Genomic DNA, 18,263 nt, shown 5'->3' with positions numbered 1-18,263 from the left:
CCCCTCTTTGGCTGCGCCAAATTCACCCCCCGGGCGTATTTCCGGCAAGATGAAGGGGCGCGGGCGCGGTGCTGGCCAGCCGGTTCAGGACCGAGCGCGCCGCGCGCAGGCCCGGCGCCTCCTGCCCGCGGCCAAGGCGGTCCATCGTCAGATCCATCGCCGCGCGTTGTGCGGCCTGTGCCTGCGGATCATCCAGAAGCCGGGCGAGTTTGGGGGCGATACACTCAGGAGTGCAATCGTTCATCAGGCATTCCGGAATTGCCCGCGTTTGCGCAACCAGATTGACCAGCGTCGCTGTTTCCAGCCGCACCAGCCGTTTCACCAGAAACCGGGTGAGCGGGTTGAAATCATAGGCGATCACCATCGGCACCTGCGCGGCGGCCAGTTCCAACGACACGGTCCCCGAAGCCGCCAGCGCCACATCCGCCGCCCGGAAAGCCGCGCGCTTTTCGGCGGCGCTGGTCGCTGCGGCATCAAGCAGCACCGGCGCGCCGGGCCAGTCCGCGATCAGGGCGCGCACACGCTCTGCCTGCGCGGCGACGCTGGGAACCACAACCCGCGCGCCCGGCCGCCCGTCAAGCACCCGGCGCAGGGTGGCGCCGAAACGCGGCGCCAGCCGCTCAACCTCGCCCCGGCGTGAACCGGGAAGGACCAGCAGCAGCGGCGCATCCCCGGCGATGGCATGGGCAGCGCGGAAGGCCTGTGCCTCGGCCAGAGAGGCTACAGGCTCAGCCACGACCGGATGGCCGACGAAATCGCAGCTCATCCCGGCGGCCTGCATATAGGCGGGCTCAAACGGCAGAAGTGCCAGCACATGATCGACCACACGCGCCATTTTCACCGCCCGCCCCGGCCGCCATGCCCAGACCGAGGGGGCGACATAATGCACGGTGTGCAGGGCGGGATTGGCGGTGCGGGCCTGTGCCAGCACCCGCAGGCAGAAATCGGGGCTGTCGATAGTGATCACCACATCGGGGGCCTCAGCGCTGATCGCCGCCGCCGTCTCGCGGATACGGCGTTTGAGATGGGCGTATTTCGGCAGCACTTCGGCCAGCCCCATGATTGACAGCTCGGCCATCGGGAAGCGGCTTTGCAGGCCACAGGCGGCCATCGCCGGGCCACCGATGCCGGTGAAGCGGATATCGGGGCGGAGAGACTGCAAGCCCGCCATCAGCGCACCGCCCAGATTATCGCCCGAGGGCTCACCGGCGATCACGAAGGCCTTCACGGCACCGCCCAAAGGGCGATTCCCGCCGCATCGGCCCGCGCCAGTGTCTCGGCCCGGTCCAGAATGACCACCTGCCCGGCCTGCAGGCAGATGCCCGTCAGCCGCGCCGCGCGCGCAGCCTCGATGGTGGCGGGGCCGATGGCGGGAAGATCGACGCGCAGATCCTGCCCCGCCTTCGCGCGTTTGACGAAAACCCCGCCCTTGCGCGGTTCGCGGGTATCACGGCAGGAGGCGAGCTGTGCCAGCATCGCATCGGTGCCGTAAAGCGCCTCAACCGCCAGACAGAGGCGCGCGGCGACCACGCAGCCCTGCCCCACATCGACGGGCGACAGCGCCTGCAATATTTCGGCCCCGCGCGCGCTGTCGGTGCTTTCGGCGCTGCCGGGTGTGCGCGCGCCCAGCACACCCTCAGCGGCAAGGAGCGCGGGCGCCAGCGTGGCAAGGCCCTGAACGCTCAGCCCGTATTCCTCAAATAGCGCGATCACAACGCGCAGGGTCGCATCGTCGCCTCCCTGCATCGCGGCCAGAAGGCGCGGCACGAAGGTGGCGGTTTCGGGGTCGAACAGCGCCGGGTCCAGTGCCATGCGGTGCACGGGGCCGGCGAAAGAGACTACCTCCACCCCTTCATCCACCAGATGGCGCAGGAAGGGCGCCAGCCGCTCGATGTGGAAGGCCAGATCCACCGCCAGCCCCTCAGGCACACTCCCTTTGGGCGCGCAGATCAGCGGGTTGCCCCCAAGCGCGGCGGCCAGTTCAGCGGGCAGGCGCCCTGCCCCGGCGATGATCGCAACCCGGCTCATTTTGGTATCAGGAACGAGCGGTCCGAAGCCGCCAGAATGAAATCCGTAATCTCGTGAACATGGCGGCTGTCGGATTCCTCGGCCAGACGGCGGGCGCGGTCAAGGAAAGTGCCCTCTCCCTGCGCCAGCATCTGATAGGCGGCGCGCAGGGCGGTGATCTCGGAGCGCTCGATCCCGCGGCGTTTGAGGCCGACAAGGTTCAGCCCCTCCAGATCGCCGCGCGGGGCCTGCACCAGACCATGCGGCATGACATCATTGGTCACCATGGTCACGGCGCCGATGATCGCCCCGCGCCCGACACGCACGAACTGGTGCACACCGGACAAACCGCCGATAATGACATCATCGCCGATCACACAATGACCGGCCACCGCGGCCTGATTGGCCATGATCACCCGGCTGCCAACCTGCGCGTCATGGCCCACATGGGCGCCGGTCATGAAAAGGCAGTCATCGCCCACCCGGGTAACGCCGCCGCCACCCTCTGTGCCGGTGTTCAGCGTGGCCCCCTCACGGATGCGGCAGCGCGCGCCGATGATCAGCCTTGAGCGCTCACCGGCGAATTTCAGATCCTGCGGGATTTCACCGACGCAGGCGAATGAAAACACCTCAGACCCGGCACCAATTTCGGTCCAGCCGGTGACGACGGCATGCGCCTTGAGCGTGACACCGGCGCCCAGCACCACATCGGGACCGACGCAGGCATAGGGGCCGATACGGCACCCGGGGCCGATAACCGCCCCCTCATCGATAATGGCGGTGGGATGGATCTGCGCCGTCGGGTCAATGGACATGCTCAGCCCCGGCCGGTCATGTCGATCATTGCCATGAACTCGGCCTCGGCGGCAATCTCGTCGCCGACACGGGCCACACCGTCAAATTTCCAGACACGGCTTGAACCGCGCAGCGCCGTCACCTCAAGCTCCAGCACATCGCCCGGCACCACCTTGCGGCGGAAGCGCGCCTTGTCGATGCCCATGAAATAGACAAGCGGGTTGCGGTCCACGAGGCCCAGCGACAGACTGACCAGCACCGACGAGGTCTGCGCCATTGCCTCGATGATCATGACGCCGGGCATGATCGGTGTGTCGGGAAAATGGCCCTGAAAATGGGGTTCATTGAAGGTCACGTTCTTCACGCCGACTGCCGATTTGCGCAGTTTGATATCACGCACCTTGTCGATCAGCAGAAACGGATAGCGATGCGGGATGCAGCGCTGGATCAGCGACAGATCGGCTGAGGTGACCGGCGCCGCTTCGCTATCCGTGCCGGGGGCGGAATCGTTCATCTCGAAACTCCTGTCTGATCACATTCCCGACCGTGACGCCGGACATCTGCTGATCGTGATCCCTAACAATTCTGCCCGCCAACGGCAAGCCGCCGCGCCTTTGCGGCGCGCCGTGCAGGCGGATTGCGGATCATGGGGTGGCCGGGGCCAGGTCGGCGTCCAGCCGCCGGATGGCGCTGTCGGTCATATCCAGCCAGTCTGTACCAAGTATCAGTGCATCGGGTTTGAGTACCGCCACCAGCCCTTCCTCGTCCATCAGCGCCGTGAGAACGGGAAGCACCGTATCGAAGAAGCGCTGCGCCTCGGTATCTGAGAAGCGCGCCAGCTCGACACTGCGCTGATTGCGCTCAGCGCGTATTTCCTCGACCCGCAGGTCAAAGGCATCGGCGCGGGTGCGGAATTCTTCAGGTGAAAGCCGGGTGCGCGCCTCGGTCAGGTCGCGTTCTTCCTGGGCAAGCTGGTCTGAGATGCGCTGGTTCTCTTCTTCCAGTGCCTGCTCGGCGGCGCGGATCTCTGCCAGTATCTGCTGGCCCAGCCGCGACTCCCGCAACAACCGTTCTTCGTCAAGAATGCGGAAAGGAACCGTCTGGCTGACTGACATGGCGGGGGCCAGACAAAGGGCCCCCGCCAGAAGCATTCCGCCCAGTTGGCGAAGCATCAGAACCGCGCGGCGATCGTGAAGTCGAAGTGCTGCACCCGGTCATAAGCCTCGCGGCGGATCGGCGTGGTGAAGTTGAACCGCAGCGGGCCGATGGGTGAGTCCCAGAACAGGGCCAGACCGGCGGTGGCGCGCAGGCTGCGCGTGTTGCCGATAATGGTTTCGCCCGCCGCCACATTGTCGATGCCCCAGAGCGAGCCGACATCAATAAACGCACCGCCGGAGATTCCGTATTCCTGCGGCAGGCCCAGCGGGAACTGCGCTTCGAACCGGGCTACGGCAAAGTAGTTACCACCCAGACCGTCATCGGTTGTCCCGTCACGCGGACCAATACCGAAGGGGCGGAAGCCGCGCATCTGATCGCTGGACAACGCAAAACGCTCGCTGATCCGGCTGGTGCCTGAGCGATGCACGACGGCCCCGCCCTCAAGCTCGGCACGCAGGGTGACATCGCCGTTGAGGACACGCTGCTCATATCCGATCAGCGCGGTGCTGCGCAGCCAGCGCCGGTCCCCGCCGAGCCCGGCAAGATCCTGCCCGAAGCGGAACACAAAGCCGCTTTCGGGGGTATTGCCCCGATAGCGGGTGTCGATCCCGTAGGTATAGCCGACCGATGAGGTGATCACCCGGCCCAGATCGGCTTCGCGGCGCAGACGCGGCGAGATCGGATCGGGATCAGGCAGGGCAGGTGCATCGGCAACGCTGATCGAATCGCGCATCAGTGTGGTGCGCAGCGACAGCCGCCCGTTCTCGCTGACCGGGAACGACAGCGAGGGCGACACCTGCATCACGCGGGTTGAGAAATTCGCCGCATCGGTCGCGGTGGTCGAGCTGAGGCCGGCGCGCAGACCCAGCGCCAGATCGCGGTCGAACAGCGCGGGCTCGGTGATCGAAAATTCAAAACTGCGCGCCGAACTGACGGTCGAGATCGTCGCGGTGATCGCCTGACCGCGCCCCATGAAGTTCGACTCGCTATAGGTCAGGTTGCCGCCGATCCCGTCGCTGGCCCCATAGCTGAGGCCGAAGCCCAGCGAGCCGGTGGTCGTTTCCTCGACCTGAACATCGACGACCGCCTGATCGGCTGCCGCGCCGGGCTGCGGGGTCACCTGCACATCCGAGAAATACCCCAGCTCGCGGATACGCGCCGCTGCTTCACGGATTTCGCGCGGGTTGAACGGGTCGCCCTCAGCCACATTGAACTCACGCCGGATGACGTTGTCCGCCGTGGTGGTGTTGCCCTGAATATCGATCCGCTCGATGAACACGCGGTCAGCGCGGATCAGCGCGAAGACCACATTGATCGTGCCTTCGCGCTCGTTGCGCGTCAGCCGCGGCTCGGCCCGCACAAAACGCTCACCCATCTGATAGGCGACACGCTCAAGCTGCTGGATCTGGTTCTCAATGGCGGTGGGTGTGAAAAGCGCGCCCGGGCGCAGGGTCAGCGCCGCCGAATAGGGCGCCGCATCGATCCCGCTGATCTCGGACTGAACGCTGGCAGCGCCAAAGCGGTACTGCTGGCCTTCGCGGATGGTGAAGGTGACATAGGCACCATCACGCTCACGCGTCAGTTCGCTGACAGCCGACAGAACCTGCGCATCGGCATAGCCGCGCGACAGATAGAAATCCTGGAGCACCTGACGGTCACGGGCGATACGCTGCTCGTTGTAGTTGTCCACGCGGAAGAAGGTGCTCAGCCGACCTGCCTGTGCGATATCGACTGCATTGCGCAGGCGGCGCTCGGAAAAGTCACGGTTGCCGACAAAACTGATGCGCTGAATTTCAACCATGCTGCCTTCGACAATCTCGAAGGCAAGATCAACGCGCCCGCCTGCCCGCTCAATCAGCCGGGGCGTGACACGTGCGGCCAGACGGCCCTGCGCGGCATAAACCTCGGCGATCGCGTTCGCATCGGCCTCGGCCTGCGCGGGAGAATAGACAGTGCCGGAGCGCGAGCGGACCACGGGGGCAAGCGCATCATTGTTGACGCGGCGGTTACCCTCGAAATTGACGCGGTTCAGGATCGGATATTCCTCAACCCGGATCACAAGCTGCCCGCCGCTGGGCAAAAAATCGACGGAGCGGAAGAACCCGGTACCTGCAACCCGCTGGTAGGCTTCGTTCAGTTCGGTCGCGCTCATGCTGCGGCTGCGGGCGATTCTTGCGAATCCGATGATCGTGGCATCGTCAATCTGCTGGTTACCCTGCACGCTGACAGCGTTGAACCGATAGGTCTGCGCCTCTGCCGGCACGGATGCACCGATGGAAACCAATGATATGAAAAGGAAAATTGCTACAACGCGATGCAGCGGCTTGGCAGCCCCCGCGAAGTTGCGCGCAATATCGCTCAGCCAGAAGACGCGCATTTCTTAGCCCCGTTTTTTACCGCTGTCGTTTTTCCCTGAGTATCGGCAAGGAGGAGAAATGTCAAAGCGATGCGCACTTTATTCGCAGCTTTACGGCAAATGGGGCAATCAGGGTACACCCTTCCCCCAGGCATCTGCGCCCCGCAACACCGCGTCGGGCCAGCAAGGCAAAGCGACCGGAGCATATGCCCGGCCGCGATCTGACGTTTTCGGAGTAGAAATACCGGCCTCAGCGCCGTTCAGAAACCCAGCCCGTCATAGTGCGGCGCAATCAAGCTGCCGACCGCGAGATTACCCACCCAGCTTGCCAGGAACAGGCCCAGAATCACGGCGGCGGCGAACCAGAACCGGTCTGATCCCAACTCGAAAAGCGTGCGCAATCCGCGCATTGCGGGGGTTACAAGATGCATGAACAAGCCTCCGGTTTATCGACACTTTCGGCAGATGACCGGGCTTTGAGGCATGATTGTGACCGCCTTGCGGCAATGACGTGCAGAATATTCCGAATCGGCCGTCAGCAGAACAGATCGTTGAACAGCGCGAAAAGCATCAGCGCGGCCAGCAGCATCAGGCCCATGGTCATCAGCAGGTTCAGCGCCCGCTCCCCCGGCGGCTTGCCGGTGACCGCTTCCCAGGCATGGAACATCAGATGCCCGCCGTCGAGGATGGGAATCGGAAAGAGGTTCAGCAAACCCACCGCAGTAGACAGCACGGCAATGAACCAGATGAAAGACGATATCCCGTCAGCCGCCATGGCCCCTGAGGTGGTGGCAATGCCGATGGGGCCGGACAGGTTGCAGGTGCTGATCGCGCCCGAAACCATGTGATACATTCCCGAAAGGCTGCGTGTGATCACGCTCCATGTCTGACCGGCGGCAAAGGGCACGATCTCGGTCGCCGTGGGCTGGCGGGTCGGGTGTTCAAAGAAGGCGCCGCTTTGCAACCCGATCAGCCAGCGCGTTTCAAACCCGCCATCGGGCAGCGGCAGATCGGTTCTGCGGGGCACCAGTGTCAGTTCCAATTCTTCGCCCGCGCGCCAGATACGCAGCGCCAGCGCCTGCCCTTCGGCGGCATTGACCATGGCGGGCAAGGCGTTGAACGACCAGACCGGCGTGTCATCGACACTCAGGATCACATCGCCCGGCAGCATCCCCGCATCGCGCGCGGCCGAACCCAGCGTGATGCCCGCAGCGCGCGCCGGAATCGGATGCGGCCCTTGCAGTTCAAGCACGTTGCCCGCGCGATCAACCGTATAGGAGAGACTGGGCGCACCGGGCATGTCGCCCGCAACACGGTAGAAATCTTCCAGCCGCGCCGTGGGCTGCCCCTCGATGGCGGTGATCAGATCGCCCTCGCGCAGTTCCTGCGCCGGGGCGGGCAGCGGATGGACCATGCCCAGCCTTGGCGTGTCGGCGGCGATGCCGTTGAACGTCACATAGGCCGCGAAGATCAGGATCGAAAAGATGAAATTGAACACCGGCCCCGCCGCGACCGTCGCCGCCCGCGCCCAGAGCGGTGCGCCGGGCATCGAGCGGCGACGGTCGGCGGCGTTCATCTGCGCCACTGCCGCGTTGTCCGAGGCCGAAGCCGCATTCGCATCGCCGTAAAACTTGACATAGCCGCCAAAGGGCAGCGCGGCCACCTGCCAGCGGGTGCCATGACGGTCCACCTTGCTGAACAGGACCGGGCCGAACCCGATGGAGAATACCTCGGCATGAATGCCGGACCAGCGCCCGACGATGTAATGCCCGTACTCGTGCACCGCAACGATGACCGACAGCGCCAGGACAAAGGCGCCCAGCGTGAAGAACAGGTTCCCGAAATCGGGGACAAGGCCCATGAAATCCATTTTTCGCTCCTCAGGCCGCGCCGGAAATGGCGCGGCGGCGCTGCTGACCCGCCTGCCCGGCGAGCACACGCGCCTCGGCATCAATCTCCAGCACATCGGCCAGCGATCCGGGCACCCTGCCGATATCAGCACGCGCGCCGTAAGTTTCCAGTGTGTCGGCCACAACGGCAGCCATTTCCGTGAAGCGGATCTGCCCCGCGATGAACTGATCCAGCGCCACTTCCTTGGCAGCGTTGAACACCGCCCCCGCCGCCCCGCCCGTGGCCATCACCTGCCGCGCCAGATCCAGCGCGGGATATCGGTTTGTGTCCGGGGCGGAAAAATCCAGCCGGCCCGCCTGCGCCAGATCCAGCCGCGCCACCGGCAGGCCTGCGCGGTTGGGCCAGTTCAGCGCGTAGCCGATGGCATGGCGCATGTCGGGCGCACCCAGATGCGCCATCAGCGCCCCGTCGTTGAACCCGACCAGCGCATGAACCAGCGACTGTGGATGGATCAGCACTTCGATCTGCTCAGGCCTGAGCCCGAAAAATTCCCGCGCTTCAATGACTTCCATCGCCTTGTTGAACATGCTCGAGGAATCGATGGTGATGCGCTGACCCATCGACCAGTTTGGGTGCGACCCGGCCTCGGCCACGGTGGCACGCGCCAACGCGTCAAGCGGCCAGTCCCGCAGCCCGCCGCCTGACGCGGTCAGGATCACCTTTTCGACCGAGGCGATTTCCTCACCCGCCAGCGCCTGAAACACTGCCGAATGCTCGCTGTCCACCGGCAGGATCGTCGCGCCATGGGTGCGCGCCTCGGCCATCAGAAGGGAGCCTGCGGTAACCAGCGATTCCTTGTTGGCCAGCGCCAGCGTGCGCCCCTGCGACAGCGCGGCAAAGCCCGGCGCCAGCCCGGCGGCACCGACAATCGCCGACATCACCCAGTCGGCGGGCCGGTAACCAGCTTCGACCACGGCGCCGGGGCCGCCCGCCACCTCGATCCCGCTGCCCGCCAGCGCCTCTTTCAGGTCCCGGTAGCATTCTTCAAAGGCCGTAACCGCCAGTTCCGCCTTCTGCGCGCGCGCCTGTTCGGCCAGCCGTGCCACATTGCGCCCGCCGGTCAGCACCGCCACTTTGACATCCGTCCGCCGCGCCAGCAGGTCCAGCGTGCTTTCACCCACCGAGCCGGTCGCGCCGAATACCGAAACCCTGCGCATCACCCTGCTACCCCCGTCAGCCCGCGCAAAACGCCAAGCTGCGCCAGCACAAGGGCCAGCGCGGTCACCGCGATCATTGCATCGAAACGGTCCAGCACGCCGCCATGGCCCGGGATCAGGTTGGAGCTGTCCTTGACCCCGTAGCGCCGCTTGATCGCGCTTTCAGCAATGTCCCCCATCTGCCCGGCCAGCGACAAAAGCACCGACACCGCAATCAGCCAGAGGCCCGCGCCCAGAATATCCATGAATACATAGCCGACCACCGCCGCCAGCATCCAGCCCGCCACCGTGCCCGACCATGTCTTCTTGGGGCTGTAGCGCGGCCAGAATTTCGGCCCACCGATCACCCGCCCGGCGAAATAACCCGCCACGTCCGAGGCAATGACGATCAGCACCAGCCACAGCACCCATACCAGCCCGTATTCGCCCCGCAGCACGATCAGCCCGTGACCGGCCAGCAGGATCAGCGCCATATAGGCCGCGAAGATACCGGCATCGCGCGGGATGCGCACGGCCAGAAGCCCCGCCGCCAGCAGCAGCCCGGCAACCGAGAGCAGCCCGCCCCAGGTATAGGAAAACACCGCCACCACGATGGCGGCAACCACGCCATAGGCTTCGGCCCGGCCCTGCGGGGCCTCGGGCAGCATCATGGCGTAAAGCTCCCACGCCAGCAGACCGCTCAGAACCACCGCCAGCGCGGCCATCACATGGCCCCCGGCCCAAAGCGCACCAAAGCCCACCACGATCATCACCAGCGCCGAAAGCACCCGCAGCTTCAGGTCGCCGAAGCGCCCCTCGCTCATGTGCCTACACCACCAAAGCGACGGTCACGGGCGCCGTAGCGGCCGAGGATTTCGGCAAAAACCTCAGGCGTGAAATCAGGCCACAGGACGGGCGTGAACTCATACTCGGCATAAGCCGCCTGCCAGAGCAGAAAGTTGGAAACCCGCGTCTCGCCCGAGGTGCGGATCACCAGATCAGGGTCAGGGATATCAAAGGTATCCAGCACGCGCGACACGGCCTCATCGTCGATCATGTCCGGGTCCAGCCCGGTTTCAACCGCCTGCCGCGCCAGCGCCCGCGCCGCGCGCGTCAGCTCGTTGCGCCCGCCGTAGTTGATCGCAACGGTGAGATTGACATGGGTGTTGTCCTTGGTGCGCTCTTCGATCCAGCGCATCATGTCCTGCAGCTTGACGTCCAGCCGCGAGCGGTCGCCGATGAAGCGCATGCGCACCCCTTCGCGCGACATATTCTCGGCCTCGCGCTGGATATAGCGACCGAAAAGGCCCATCAGCCCGATAACCTCTTCGGTCGAGCGCTTCCAGTTTTCGGTCGAAAAGGCATAGATCGTCAGCCATTTCACCCCAAGGTCCGGGGCCACGCGGACGATGGCCTTGACACGCTCGGCCCCCTTGCGGTGCCCTACCAGCCGCGGCCAGCCCTTCTTCGTTGCCCAACGTCCATTACCATCCATGATGATAGCGACATGTTCGGGGGTTCTTGAAGTGGTAGACGACATGGAAACTCCGTTTACAGGGAACGCACAGGGCCTTGAATCAGGGGCCGCGCGATCAGACCTGCATGATCTCTTCCTGCTTCGCCTCCAGCGACTTGTCGATCTGGGCGATGTATTTGTCGGTCAGCTCCTGCACTTCCTCGGACCATATCTTGTGCTCGTCCTCGCTCATGCCGGCGGCCTTGGCCTTTTTCAGCTGGTCCATCCCGTCGCGGCGGACGTTGCGGATGGCCACGCGCGCATGTTCGGCATATCCGGCGGCAACCTTGGTCAGCTGGGTGCGGCGCTCTTCGTTCAGCTCAGGGATCGGCAGCATGATGATGGTGCCGTTGAGCTGCGGGTTGATGCCCAGACCGCTTTCGCGGATCGCTTTTTCAACCTTGCTCACCATCGCCTTGTCCCAGACATTGATGGTGACCATGCGCGGCTCGGGCACGTTGACGGTGCCGACCTGATTGATCGGGGTCATCTGACCATAGGATTCCACCTGGATCGGCTCCAGCATCGACGCCGAGGCCCGGCCGGTGCGCAGACTGGAAAACTCGGTACGCAGGGAATTCAGCGCGCCCTCCATCCGGCGCTGCAGATCGTCGGTGTCGATTTCGGGTTCGTCGGACATGGTGGTGCTTCTCGTCTTGGTTGTCGTGGCGGTGGCCAGCCCGGACCGGGGCAGCGCGGGCTATCAACAGGTTTTATACCGGCCCTCGCCGGATTGCCACCGCAATGCGGTACGCGGGCTTAGCCCTCCACGCGCGTATAAGTCCCCTCACCGCGCAGAATGCCGCGAAAACCGCCCGGTTCGTCAAGCGAAAACACAATGATGGGCAGATTGTTGTCGCGCGCCAGCGCAATCGCCGAAGCATCCATGACACCAAGGTTCTTCTGCAGGACCTCGTCATAGGTGACCAGATCATAGCGCTTGGCATCGGCGTGTTTCTTGGGGTCCTTGTCATAGACCCCATCAACCTTGGTACCCTTGAAGATCGCCTCGCAGGCCATTTCATTGGCGCGCAGCGTGGCGGCGGTATCGGTGGTGAAATAGGGGTTGCCGGTGCCCGCAGCAAAAATGCAGACGCGCTTTTTCTCAAGATGGCGTACCGCGCGGCGGCGGATATAGGGCTCACAGACCTGGTCCATCGGAATGGCGCTGATCACGCGGGTGAACACACCCAGGCTTTCCAGCGCCGATTGCATGGCCAGCGCGTTCATCACGGTTGCCAGCATGCCCATGTAATCGGCGGTGGTGCGCTCCATCCCCTGCGCGCTGCCTGCCAGTCCGCGAAAGATGTTGCCCCCGCCGATCACCATACAGATCTCGACACCCATCTCATGCACCGACTTCACCTCCTGCGCGATGCGCTGGACGGTGGGCGGATGCAGCCCGTATCCCTGATCCCCCATCAGGGCCTCGCCGGATATCTTGAGCATGACGCGGTGATACGAGGCGGGGGGGGTATGAGTCATCGGGGCCTTTCCCTGCCTCTGTCCAGGCGACCACGCAAGAGGTCGGGCAGACGGGCAGCCAATGGGAGTGGTTTCATTCGCGCGCAAAATGTCGCAAACGGGGGCCGGGTTCAACGTCAATTCGTCCCTGCCCTCTGATCCGGCGCTATCATGCTCACTCTGCCGCTCACTCTGCCCGATCCTGCGCGCCCGGTGCTCATCGCCGGGCCGACCGCCAGCGGCAAGTCTGCGCTCGCCCTTCAGCTTGCCACGATGCAGGGCCGCGTGGTGATCAATGCCGATGCGTTGCAGGTTCATGACAGCTGGTCGGTGCTGACCGCACGCCCGCCGCAGGCCGATCTGGCGCAGGCGCCCCACCACCTTTACGGCCATGTGCCCAAGGGCGCCGCCTATTCGGTGGGTCACTGGCTGCGCGAAGTGGCCCCCCTGCTGGCGCGCCACCCCAATGCGGTGATCGTCGGCGGCACCGGGCTGTATCTGTCGGCGCTGACCGAGGGGCTGGCAACCATCCCCCACACCCCGCCGGAAATCCGCGCGCGCGCCGATGCGCTTGTGCGTGACAGCGGGCCCGAAGCGCTGCTCGCCGGGCTGGACGCGCGGACCGCCGCGCGCATCGACCGGCAGAATCCCGCCCGGCTGCAACGCGCCTGGGAGGTGCTGATGGCCACCGGGCGCGGCCTTGCCGACTGGCAGGAGGATACCGGTCCGCCGCTTTTGCCCCTCAACACCACCACCGCGCTGGTTCTGATGCCCGCGCGCGAATGGCTCAACACCCGAATCACCGCCCGATTCGCGGCGATGCTGCAAGGCGGCGCGCTGGAGGAGGCCCGCGCCGCGCTGCCGCACTGGCCAGCGGATGCAGGCACCCCCTCAGCCCCGCTCTGGACCCGTGCCATCGGCGCGGCTGAACTGATTGCGCATCTGCAGGGCCACATATCGTTGGAGAGGGCCGAGGCCGACGCAACACTTGCCACGCGCCAGTATGCCAAGCGCCAGCGCAGCTGGTTCCGCAGCCGGATGAAAGCGTGGCAAAGGCTCGATCTGCCCTGAAAGCCCGAGTCACCTTTCTGCAACGAACCTGTGCGAAGCCGGGTTTTGTGGCGCGAAAGTGGTGAAATGTCTTGGGATTGCCCCCTTTGGTTTCCTACGCTGGCCATAATCACCCGCCAGAAGGTCTGCCATGACAATCATCCCTGACGCCCCCTCGGCCCTGCGCCTGACACCCATCGCCCGCCTTGCGGCCGGTGGCCGCTGGCGGGTGGAGGCGATGCGCTCGCTGCGCGAGCCGGTGTTGCTGTGGTTCACGCAGGGTCAGGGGCGGATCACCGTAGCCGGAACCACGCGCGGCTACGGCCCGCATAATGCCATCTTCATCCCGCCCGGCGTCATGCATGGGTTCGAGATTGCGCCGCGTGTGCAGGGCACGGCGGTGTTCTTCGGGCGCAAGCATGATCTGGACCTGCCCGCCACGCCGCAGTTCCTGCGCCCGCGCGATCCGATCTCGCAAAAGGAGCTGGTCTCGACGCTTGAAAACATCCAGCGCGAGGCCGAGAGCACCCGCGCCAGCGCACCGCGCGCCGCGCGCCACCATCTGGGCCTGCTCAGTGTCTGGATCGACCGCCAGATCGAGCGCGAGAACAATACAGACGTGCTGCCCGGCCGCCCACTGGCCGCACAGCGGCTGGCGGCGCGCTACTCGGCGCTGCTTGAGCGTGATTACCGCTCCAACCTGTCGGTCAGCGAATATGCCGGGGTGCTGGGCGTGACGGCCACCCATCTGACGCGCGCCTGCCGCACCACCTGCGGGCGCAGCGCGCATATGCTGCTCGAAGACCGTATCCTGTTCGAAGCCCGGCGCCTGCTGACAGAAACCCGCATGCCGATCAACCAGATCGCACAGCTTCTGGGCTATAACTCGGCAGGCTATTTCACCCGCGCCTTCCAGAAAACCGCCGGAATGACCCCCTCAGCCTTCCGCAAGAAACCCGGCCATGGCCCGGTCGTGCCCCGCCTGTAAAGCGGCGCTCAGTTCATTTTCTGTCTGAAAATATCCTCGGGGGTGAATGGCCGCAGACGGGAGGAGGCGTGACAAGCCCCCTTCCCCCACTCAGCCAGCCCCAAGAACGATGCGCACATAATCGGTGGTCTCGCGGTAAGGCGGGATGCCGTTATGGCGCTGCACCGCTTCCGGCCCGGCATTATAGGCCGCCAGCGCAAGCCGCCAGTCGCCGAACCGCTCGAACATCATGCGCAGATAGCGCGCGCCCCCCTCAAGGTTCTGGCGCGGGTCATCGGGGTTGACGCCCAGCAAAAGGGCCGTGTCCGGCATAAGCTGCGCCAGTCCGCGCGCCCCGGCATGCGACAGCGCGGTGGGGTTCCAGCGGCTTTCCTGATGCACCAGCCGCAAGAACAGCTCTTCGGGCACATTGTGCCGGCGCGCGGCGGCGCGGGCGAGGTCCAGATAGGGGCCACGATAGGTGCCGCGATAGACCGGAATGGCCGCATCGGCCTGCGCCGAGGGCGGCAGATGCCGGGTGGAGGCCGAATATTGCGAGGAAAGCCGGGAATCGATCAGCCGGGTCTGGTTGCGCATCACGTCATTGCGCCCGCCTGCGGTGCCCGAACCCAGCCGCAACCCGTTCGCATCCGCCGCGCCCGCGACCAGCGCCGCAACCACCAGCGCCACCACTGCCCCGCCCTGCCGGATCATGCTTCAGCCTTCCCAAATTTCGCTGCCTGTATTGCGCGCCCCGCGCAGTGGCGGGATTGTGCAACGGCGGGACTATAGCGCCGAATGGCGCGCAGGCCAAGTCATCCGCAATTGCGGGCTTTCAGAACCCGCCCCGATGGGCGGCCACCCGCTTTAACCAATTTTCAACCCTGATCGCGTGGTGTAGGCATGAGGGCAATCAGATTCGGAACGACACCGGGAAAAGGAAGCAGCGCATGGCAGGGTCAGTCAACAAGGTCATCATCGTCGGAAATCTTGGCCGCGACCCTGAGGTGCGCAGCTTTCCCAACGGTGGCAAAGTCGTCAACCTGCGCATCGCCACATCGGAGACATGGCGCGACAAGGCTTCGGGTGAAAAACGTGAGCGGACCGAATGGCATTCCGTCGCCATCTTCTCGGAACCGCTGGGCCGGATTGCCGAGCAGTATCTGCGCAAGGGCTCCAAGGTCTATATCGAGGGCCAGCTTGAAACCCGCAAATGGCAGGATCAGAGCGGCGCCGACCGCTATTCGACCGAAGTTGTGCTGCGCCCCTTCAGCGGCAACCTGACGCTGCTTGACGGGCGCGGCGGCGACAGCGGCGGTGGTGGTGGCGCAGGTGGCGGCAACTTCGGAGGTGGCAGCGGCGGCGGCGGCTATGGCGGCGATTCCCAGGGCGGTGGCTACAGCGGTGGCGGTGGCGCGCGCGGCGGTTCGTCCGATGGCGGTTTCGGTGGCGCATCGGACATGGATGACGAAATTCCGTTCTGAGTGTTTCAGCGCAGCGCGTTTACGCTCAGGGCGCGGCCCGCAGCCTCTTGACGCTGCGCCGCGCCCCGGCTAGACCCGCGCGCACAGGCGGGTATGATGTAATGGTAGCCTGTCAGCTTCCCAAGCTGAACGCGCGGGTTCGATTCCCGCTACCCGCTCCAACAAAATCCAAAATTATTTTGTTAAATCAAGGCGATGCCTGGCGGCATCATCGCGAAGCAGCGATTCAGAAAGAGAACATTCGGGCATTAAGGGGCAATTTCGGCCAGAAAATCCCGAAGAACGCCCCTACCCTCCTTTTCCCGCCAAACTGACCTTAAACCGCGCCCCCCGCAACACGGCGGCTTGTCGTTGTCAGCTCCGCCTGAAGGTCAGATAGTGCGGCACCCGGCCCTCGCGTAGCGCCTTTTTCTCGTAGCGCGTGGAAAGCCAGTCCTCCCAGGCGACAGCCCCCTGTGACACCAGCGCGAAACCGGCGCGCGGCACTTCCACCAGCGTCTGGCGCACATAATCAGGAATGTCGGTCGCAACCCGGAATTCCGCACCCGGTGCACAACACCGCGCCAACGGCAACAGATGCTCGGGCGTGACAAAGCGGCGGCGGTGGTGGCGCGACTTGGGCCATGGGTCCGGGTAATTCAGGAAAACCCGCTCCAGACAACCCTCTGGCAGCACATCGAACAGATCGCGGGCATCACCGGGATGCAGCCGCAGGTTCGGCACCGGGGCATCGCGCATACGGCCCAGTGCCATGGCGATTCCGTTGACGAAAGGTTCGCAGCCGATCAGGCGCACCTGCGGGTAACGTTGCGCCATATGCACCATATGCTCGCCGCCGCCAAAACCGATCTCCAGCCACAGCGGGCCGTCGCCGGGCAGAACCGACAGGTCCAGCGGGGCGCGCGAAGGGTTTTCGGCGCGCGAGACACCGCGCAGCCGCACCGCCTCCATATCTTCGGCCAGATACTGCTTCTGGCTCGGGCGCAGCGTCTTGCCATGCACGCGGCCGTAAAAATTGCGCTTGGCGGGGGGAGGGAAAGAAGGTCTGGTCATCGGCATCCAACATGTCTCGGCAGCAATGACGGCGGGTTACGCGATTGCAGCGGCGTCATGCAACCCCCGGCGCACCCGCTGACCTTCGGACCAGCAAACCATCCGTCCCGACAGTCCGTGGCAACGCCGCCTCGGGGGTTCGATGCCCCCGAGGCTGCGCGCGCCGGCCTGATGCGGTGTCAGACCGCCTTTTTCAGGGCATCGGCCAGGTCGGTCCGTTCCCAGCTGAACCCGCCATCGGCCTCAGGAGCGCGGCCGAAATGACCATAAGCCGCGGTGCGGGCATAGATCGGACGGTCCAGCCCAAGATGTTCGCGGATGCCGCGCGGCGTCAGGTCCATCACCTTTGCCACTGCCCGCTCGATCACCTCATCGGGCACAACGCCCGTGCCATGGGTATCCACATAGATCGACAGCGGCCGCGCCACGCCGATCGCATAGGAAATCTGCAGCGTGCAGCGTTTCGCCATCCCGGCAGCCACCACGTTCTTGGCCAGATACCGCGCAGCATAGGCAGCAGAGCGGTCCACCTTGCTGGGGTCCTTGCCCGAAAAGGCGCCGCCCCCATGCGGTGCGGCACCGCCATAGGTATCGACGATGATCTTGCGCCCGGTCAGCCCGGCGTCACCGTCCGGCCCGCCGATCAGGAACTTGCCGGTCGGGTTGACGTGCCATTCCGTGCCGCCGTTCACCCAGCCTTCAGGCATAACCTCTTCGACATAGGGCCGCACGATGGCCTGCACATCCGCGCTGCTCAGCGAGGCGTCCAGATGCTGATGCGAGATCACCAGCTGCATCACCTCGACCGGCTTGCCATCGGCATAGCGGATCGACAACTGGCTTTTGGCATCCGGCCCCAGCATCGGCAGTTCGCCGGATTTGCGCGCCTCGGCCAGCCGCCGCAGGATCGCATGCGAATACTGGATCGGCGCGGGCATCAGCGCGGGCGTCTCGTCGACGGCATAGCCGAACATGATCCCCTGATCGCCCGCCCCTTCGCGCTCCACGCCCTGGGCGATATCGACCGACTGCTCATGCAGGAAGTTCAGCACATGGCAGGTGTTCCAGTGAAACTTGTCCTGCTCATAGCCGATGTCCTTGATGCAGTCGCGCGCGATCTGGCCGATGCGGCCCATCACATCCTTCAGCCGTTCAGAGCCGGGGCGGCCGTCGCGTTCCGGCAGGCCGATTTCGCCGCCGATCACCACCAGCCCGGTGGTGGCAAAGGTTTCGCAGGCGACGCGCGCGCTGGGGTCCTCGGCCAGAAGATAGTCCAGAACGGCATCGGAGATGCGGTCGCAGACCTTGTCAGGATGCCCCTCGGAAACGGATTCCGAGGTGAAAATGTAATTCTGCCGAGTCATGT

General features: G+C 64.9%; 19 protein-coding genes and 1 tRNA gene. 4 read left to right on the top strand and 16 right to left on the bottom strand.

From position 1 onward, the window contains the following. Positions 1-22: 22 nt before the first annotated feature. The 13 genes from lpxB to pyrH form a co-directional block, all read right to left on the bottom strand. Entirely contained in the window at positions 23-1,228 is a 1,206-nt protein-coding gene (gene lpxB / locus V7Q53_RS17265) for a lipid-A-disaccharide synthase (protein ID WP_333829966.1), read from the bottom strand. Further along, complete coding sequence (locus V7Q53_RS17260; RefSeq protein WP_333829965.1) at positions 1,225-2,028, bottom strand: LpxI family protein; 804 nt, start codon at positions 2,026-2,028, stop codon at positions 1,225-1,227. The genes lpxB and V7Q53_RS17260 overlap by 4 nt, the downstream gene beginning before the upstream one ends. Continuing rightward, positions 2,025-2,822, bottom strand: coding sequence for an acyl-ACP--UDP-N-acetylglucosamine O-acyltransferase (lpxA, locus tag V7Q53_RS17255; protein WP_333829964.1), 798 nt, complete (start codon positions 2,820-2,822; stop codon positions 2,025-2,027). The genes V7Q53_RS17260 and lpxA overlap by 4 nt, the downstream gene beginning before the upstream one ends. A gap of 2 nt (positions 2,823-2,824) precedes the next feature. Next, positions 2,825-3,316: a 3-hydroxyacyl-ACP dehydratase FabZ gene (gene fabZ / locus V7Q53_RS17250; RefSeq protein ID WP_333829963.1), complete on the bottom strand. Its 492-nt coding sequence runs from the start codon at positions 3,314-3,316 to the stop codon at positions 2,825-2,827. 130 nt (positions 3,317-3,446) lie between these two features. Continuing rightward, on the bottom strand, positions 3,447-3,974 hold the full coding sequence (locus V7Q53_RS17245) for an OmpH family outer membrane protein (RefSeq protein WP_333829962.1): 528 nt from the start codon (positions 3,972-3,974) through the stop codon (positions 3,447-3,449). Beyond that, positions 3,974-6,337 (bottom strand): outer membrane protein assembly factor BamA, encoded by a 2,364-nt coding sequence (bamA, locus tag V7Q53_RS17240; protein WP_333829961.1) that lies wholly within the window; start codon positions 6,335-6,337, stop codon positions 3,974-3,976. Before bamA ends, V7Q53_RS17245 begins: the two co-directional genes overlap by 1 nt. Before the next feature lie 239 nt (positions 6,338-6,576). Next, on the bottom strand, positions 6,577-6,747 hold the full coding sequence (locus V7Q53_RS17235) for a hypothetical protein (RefSeq protein WP_333829960.1): 171 nt from the start codon (positions 6,745-6,747) through the stop codon (positions 6,577-6,579). Between the two features lie 104 nt (positions 6,748-6,851). Continuing rightward, positions 6,852-8,186 carry an RIP metalloprotease RseP gene (gene rseP / locus V7Q53_RS17230; RefSeq protein WP_333829959.1) on the bottom strand — a complete coding sequence of 445 codons (1,335 nt, stop codon included), beginning with the start codon at positions 8,184-8,186 and terminating at the stop codon, positions 6,852-6,854. A gap of 10 nt (positions 8,187-8,196) precedes the next feature. Next, positions 8,197-9,384: a 1-deoxy-D-xylulose-5-phosphate reductoisomerase gene (gene dxr / locus V7Q53_RS17225; protein WP_333829958.1), complete on the bottom strand. Its 1,188-nt coding sequence runs from the start codon at positions 9,382-9,384 to the stop codon at positions 8,197-8,199. After that, positions 9,384-10,187, bottom strand: a complete 804-nt coding sequence (locus V7Q53_RS17220; RefSeq protein WP_333829957.1) for a phosphatidate cytidylyltransferase — start codon at positions 10,185-10,187, stop codon at positions 9,384-9,386. The genes dxr and V7Q53_RS17220 overlap by 1 nt, the downstream gene beginning before the upstream one ends. Next, positions 10,184-10,903, bottom strand: a complete 720-nt coding sequence (gene uppS, locus V7Q53_RS17215; RefSeq protein ID WP_333829956.1) for a polyprenyl diphosphate synthase — start codon at positions 10,901-10,903, stop codon at positions 10,184-10,186. Before uppS ends, V7Q53_RS17220 begins: the two co-directional genes overlap by 4 nt. A gap of 52 nt (positions 10,904-10,955) precedes the next feature. Further along, on the bottom strand, positions 10,956-11,519 hold the full coding sequence (gene frr, locus V7Q53_RS17210; RefSeq protein WP_333829955.1) for a ribosome recycling factor: 564 nt from the start codon (positions 11,517-11,519) through the stop codon (positions 10,956-10,958). Between the two features lie 119 nt (positions 11,520-11,638). Continuing rightward, complete coding sequence (pyrH, locus tag V7Q53_RS17205; protein WP_333829954.1) at positions 11,639-12,364, bottom strand: UMP kinase; 726 nt, start codon at positions 12,362-12,364, stop codon at positions 11,639-11,641. A gap of 150 nt (positions 12,365-12,514) precedes the next feature. On the opposite strand from pyrH, the gene miaA reads away from it, so the two are divergent. Together miaA and V7Q53_RS17195 are read left to right on the top strand one after the other, a co-directional pair. Further along, positions 12,515-13,414, top strand: a complete 900-nt coding sequence (gene miaA / locus V7Q53_RS17200) for a tRNA (adenosine(37)-N6)-dimethylallyltransferase MiaA (RefSeq protein WP_333829953.1) — start codon at positions 12,515-12,517, stop codon at positions 13,412-13,414. Positions 13,415-13,544: 130 nt separating this feature from the next. After that, a complete protein-coding gene (locus tag V7Q53_RS17195; protein ID WP_333829952.1) occupies positions 13,545-14,381 on the top strand; it encodes an AraC family transcriptional regulator in 837 nt (278 codons plus the stop codon). 90 nt (positions 14,382-14,471) lie between these two features. Here the strand turns inward: V7Q53_RS17195 and V7Q53_RS17190 are convergent, their stop codons facing one another. Then, the gene (locus V7Q53_RS17190; RefSeq protein ID WP_333829951.1) at positions 14,472-15,074 is read right to left on the bottom strand and encodes a lytic transglycosylase domain-containing protein; all 603 of its coding nucleotides are present in this window, start codon (positions 15,072-15,074) and stop codon (positions 14,472-14,474) included. A 236-nt stretch (positions 15,075-15,310) separates the two neighbouring features. Between V7Q53_RS17190 and ssb the strand changes: the two genes are divergently transcribed. Both ssb and V7Q53_RS17180 read left to right on the top strand, forming a co-directional pair. Beyond that, the gene (gene ssb / locus V7Q53_RS17185) at positions 15,311-15,844 is read left to right on the top strand and encodes a single-stranded DNA-binding protein (protein WP_333829949.1); all 534 of its coding nucleotides are present in this window, start codon (positions 15,311-15,313) and stop codon (positions 15,842-15,844) included. 87 nt (positions 15,845-15,931) lie between these two features. Continuing rightward, a tRNA-Gly gene (locus tag V7Q53_RS17180) sits at positions 15,932-16,005 on the top strand. A gap of 193 nt (positions 16,006-16,198) precedes the next feature. On the opposite strand, the gene trmB is transcribed toward V7Q53_RS17180, so the two are convergent. Together trmB and metK are read right to left on the bottom strand one after the other, a co-directional pair. Further along, a complete protein-coding gene (gene trmB, locus V7Q53_RS17175) occupies positions 16,199-16,897 on the bottom strand; it encodes a tRNA (guanine(46)-N(7))-methyltransferase TrmB (protein WP_333829947.1) in 699 nt (232 codons plus the stop codon). A 179-nt stretch (positions 16,898-17,076) separates the two neighbouring features. Continuing rightward, positions 17,077-18,261 carry a methionine adenosyltransferase gene (gene metK, locus V7Q53_RS17170; protein WP_333829945.1) on the bottom strand — a complete coding sequence of 395 codons (1,185 nt, stop codon included), beginning with the start codon at positions 18,259-18,261 and terminating at the stop codon, positions 17,077-17,079. Positions 18,262-18,263 lie beyond the last annotated feature (2 nt).

The sequence above is a fragment of the Pararhodobacter sp. genome, from assembly GCF_036802785.1.
Classification (GTDB): Bacteria; Pseudomonadota; Alphaproteobacteria; order Rhodobacterales; family Rhodobacteraceae; genus Pararhodobacter.
Note: the sequence above shows the minus strand (reverse complement) of the source record. Positions and strands in the feature narration are given on the sequence as shown.

Bases quoted from the DNA above. Each gene is read 5' to 3' on its own strand.
- lpxA (WP_333829964.1), bottom strand. From the start codon at position 2,822: ATGTCCATTGACCCGACGGCGCAGATCCATCCCACCGCCATTATCGAT.
- miaA (WP_333829953.1), top strand. From the start codon at position 12,515: ATGCTCACTCTGCCGCTCACTCTGCCCGATCCTGCGCGCCCGGTGCTC.
- ssb (WP_333829949.1), top strand. From the start codon at position 15,311: ATGGCAGGGTCAGTCAACAAGGTCATCATCGTCGGAAATCTTGGCCGC.
- bamA (WP_333829961.1), bottom strand. From the start codon at position 6,337: ATGCGCGTCTTCTGGCTGAGCGATATTGCGCGCAACTTCGCGGGGGCT.
- frr (WP_333829955.1), bottom strand. From the start codon at position 11,519: ATGTCCGACGAACCCGAAATCGACACCGACGATCTGCAGCGCCGGATG.
- V7Q53_RS17235 (WP_333829960.1), bottom strand. From the start codon at position 6,747: ATGCATCTTGTAACCCCCGCAATGCGCGGATTGCGCACGCTTTTCGAG.
- fabZ (WP_333829963.1), bottom strand. From the start codon at position 3,316: ATGAACGATTCCGCCCCCGGCACGGATAGCGAAGCGGCGCCGGTCACC.
- pyrH (WP_333829954.1), bottom strand. From the start codon at position 12,364: ATGACTCATACCCCCCCCGCCTCGTATCACCGCGTCATGCTCAAGATA.
- trmB (WP_333829947.1), bottom strand. From the start codon at position 16,897: ATGACCAGACCTTCTTTCCCTCCCCCCGCCAAGCGCAATTTTTACGGC.
- V7Q53_RS17190 (WP_333829951.1), bottom strand. From the start codon at position 15,074: ATGATCCGGCAGGGCGGGGCAGTGGTGGCGCTGGTGGTTGCGGCGCTG.
- rseP (WP_333829959.1), bottom strand. From the start codon at position 8,186: ATGGATTTCATGGGCCTTGTCCCCGATTTCGGGAACCTGTTCTTCACG.
- metK (WP_333829945.1), bottom strand. From the start codon at position 18,261: ATGACTCGGCAGAATTACATTTTCACCTCGGAATCCGTTTCCGAGGGG.
- V7Q53_RS17260 (WP_333829965.1), bottom strand. From the start codon at position 2,028: ATGAGCCGGGTTGCGATCATCGCCGGGGCAGGGCGCCTGCCCGCTGAA.
- dxr (WP_333829958.1), bottom strand. From the start codon at position 9,384: ATGCGCAGGGTTTCGGTATTCGGCGCGACCGGCTCGGTGGGTGAAAGC.
- V7Q53_RS17245 (WP_333829962.1), bottom strand. From the start codon at position 3,974: ATGCTTCGCCAACTGGGCGGAATGCTTCTGGCGGGGGCCCTTTGTCTG.
- V7Q53_RS17195 (WP_333829952.1), top strand. From the start codon at position 13,545: ATGACAATCATCCCTGACGCCCCCTCGGCCCTGCGCCTGACACCCATC.
- V7Q53_RS17220 (WP_333829957.1), bottom strand. From the start codon at position 10,187: ATGAGCGAGGGGCGCTTCGGCGACCTGAAGCTGCGGGTGCTTTCGGCG.
- uppS (WP_333829956.1), bottom strand. From the start codon at position 10,903: ATGTCGTCTACCACTTCAAGAACCCCCGAACATGTCGCTATCATCATG.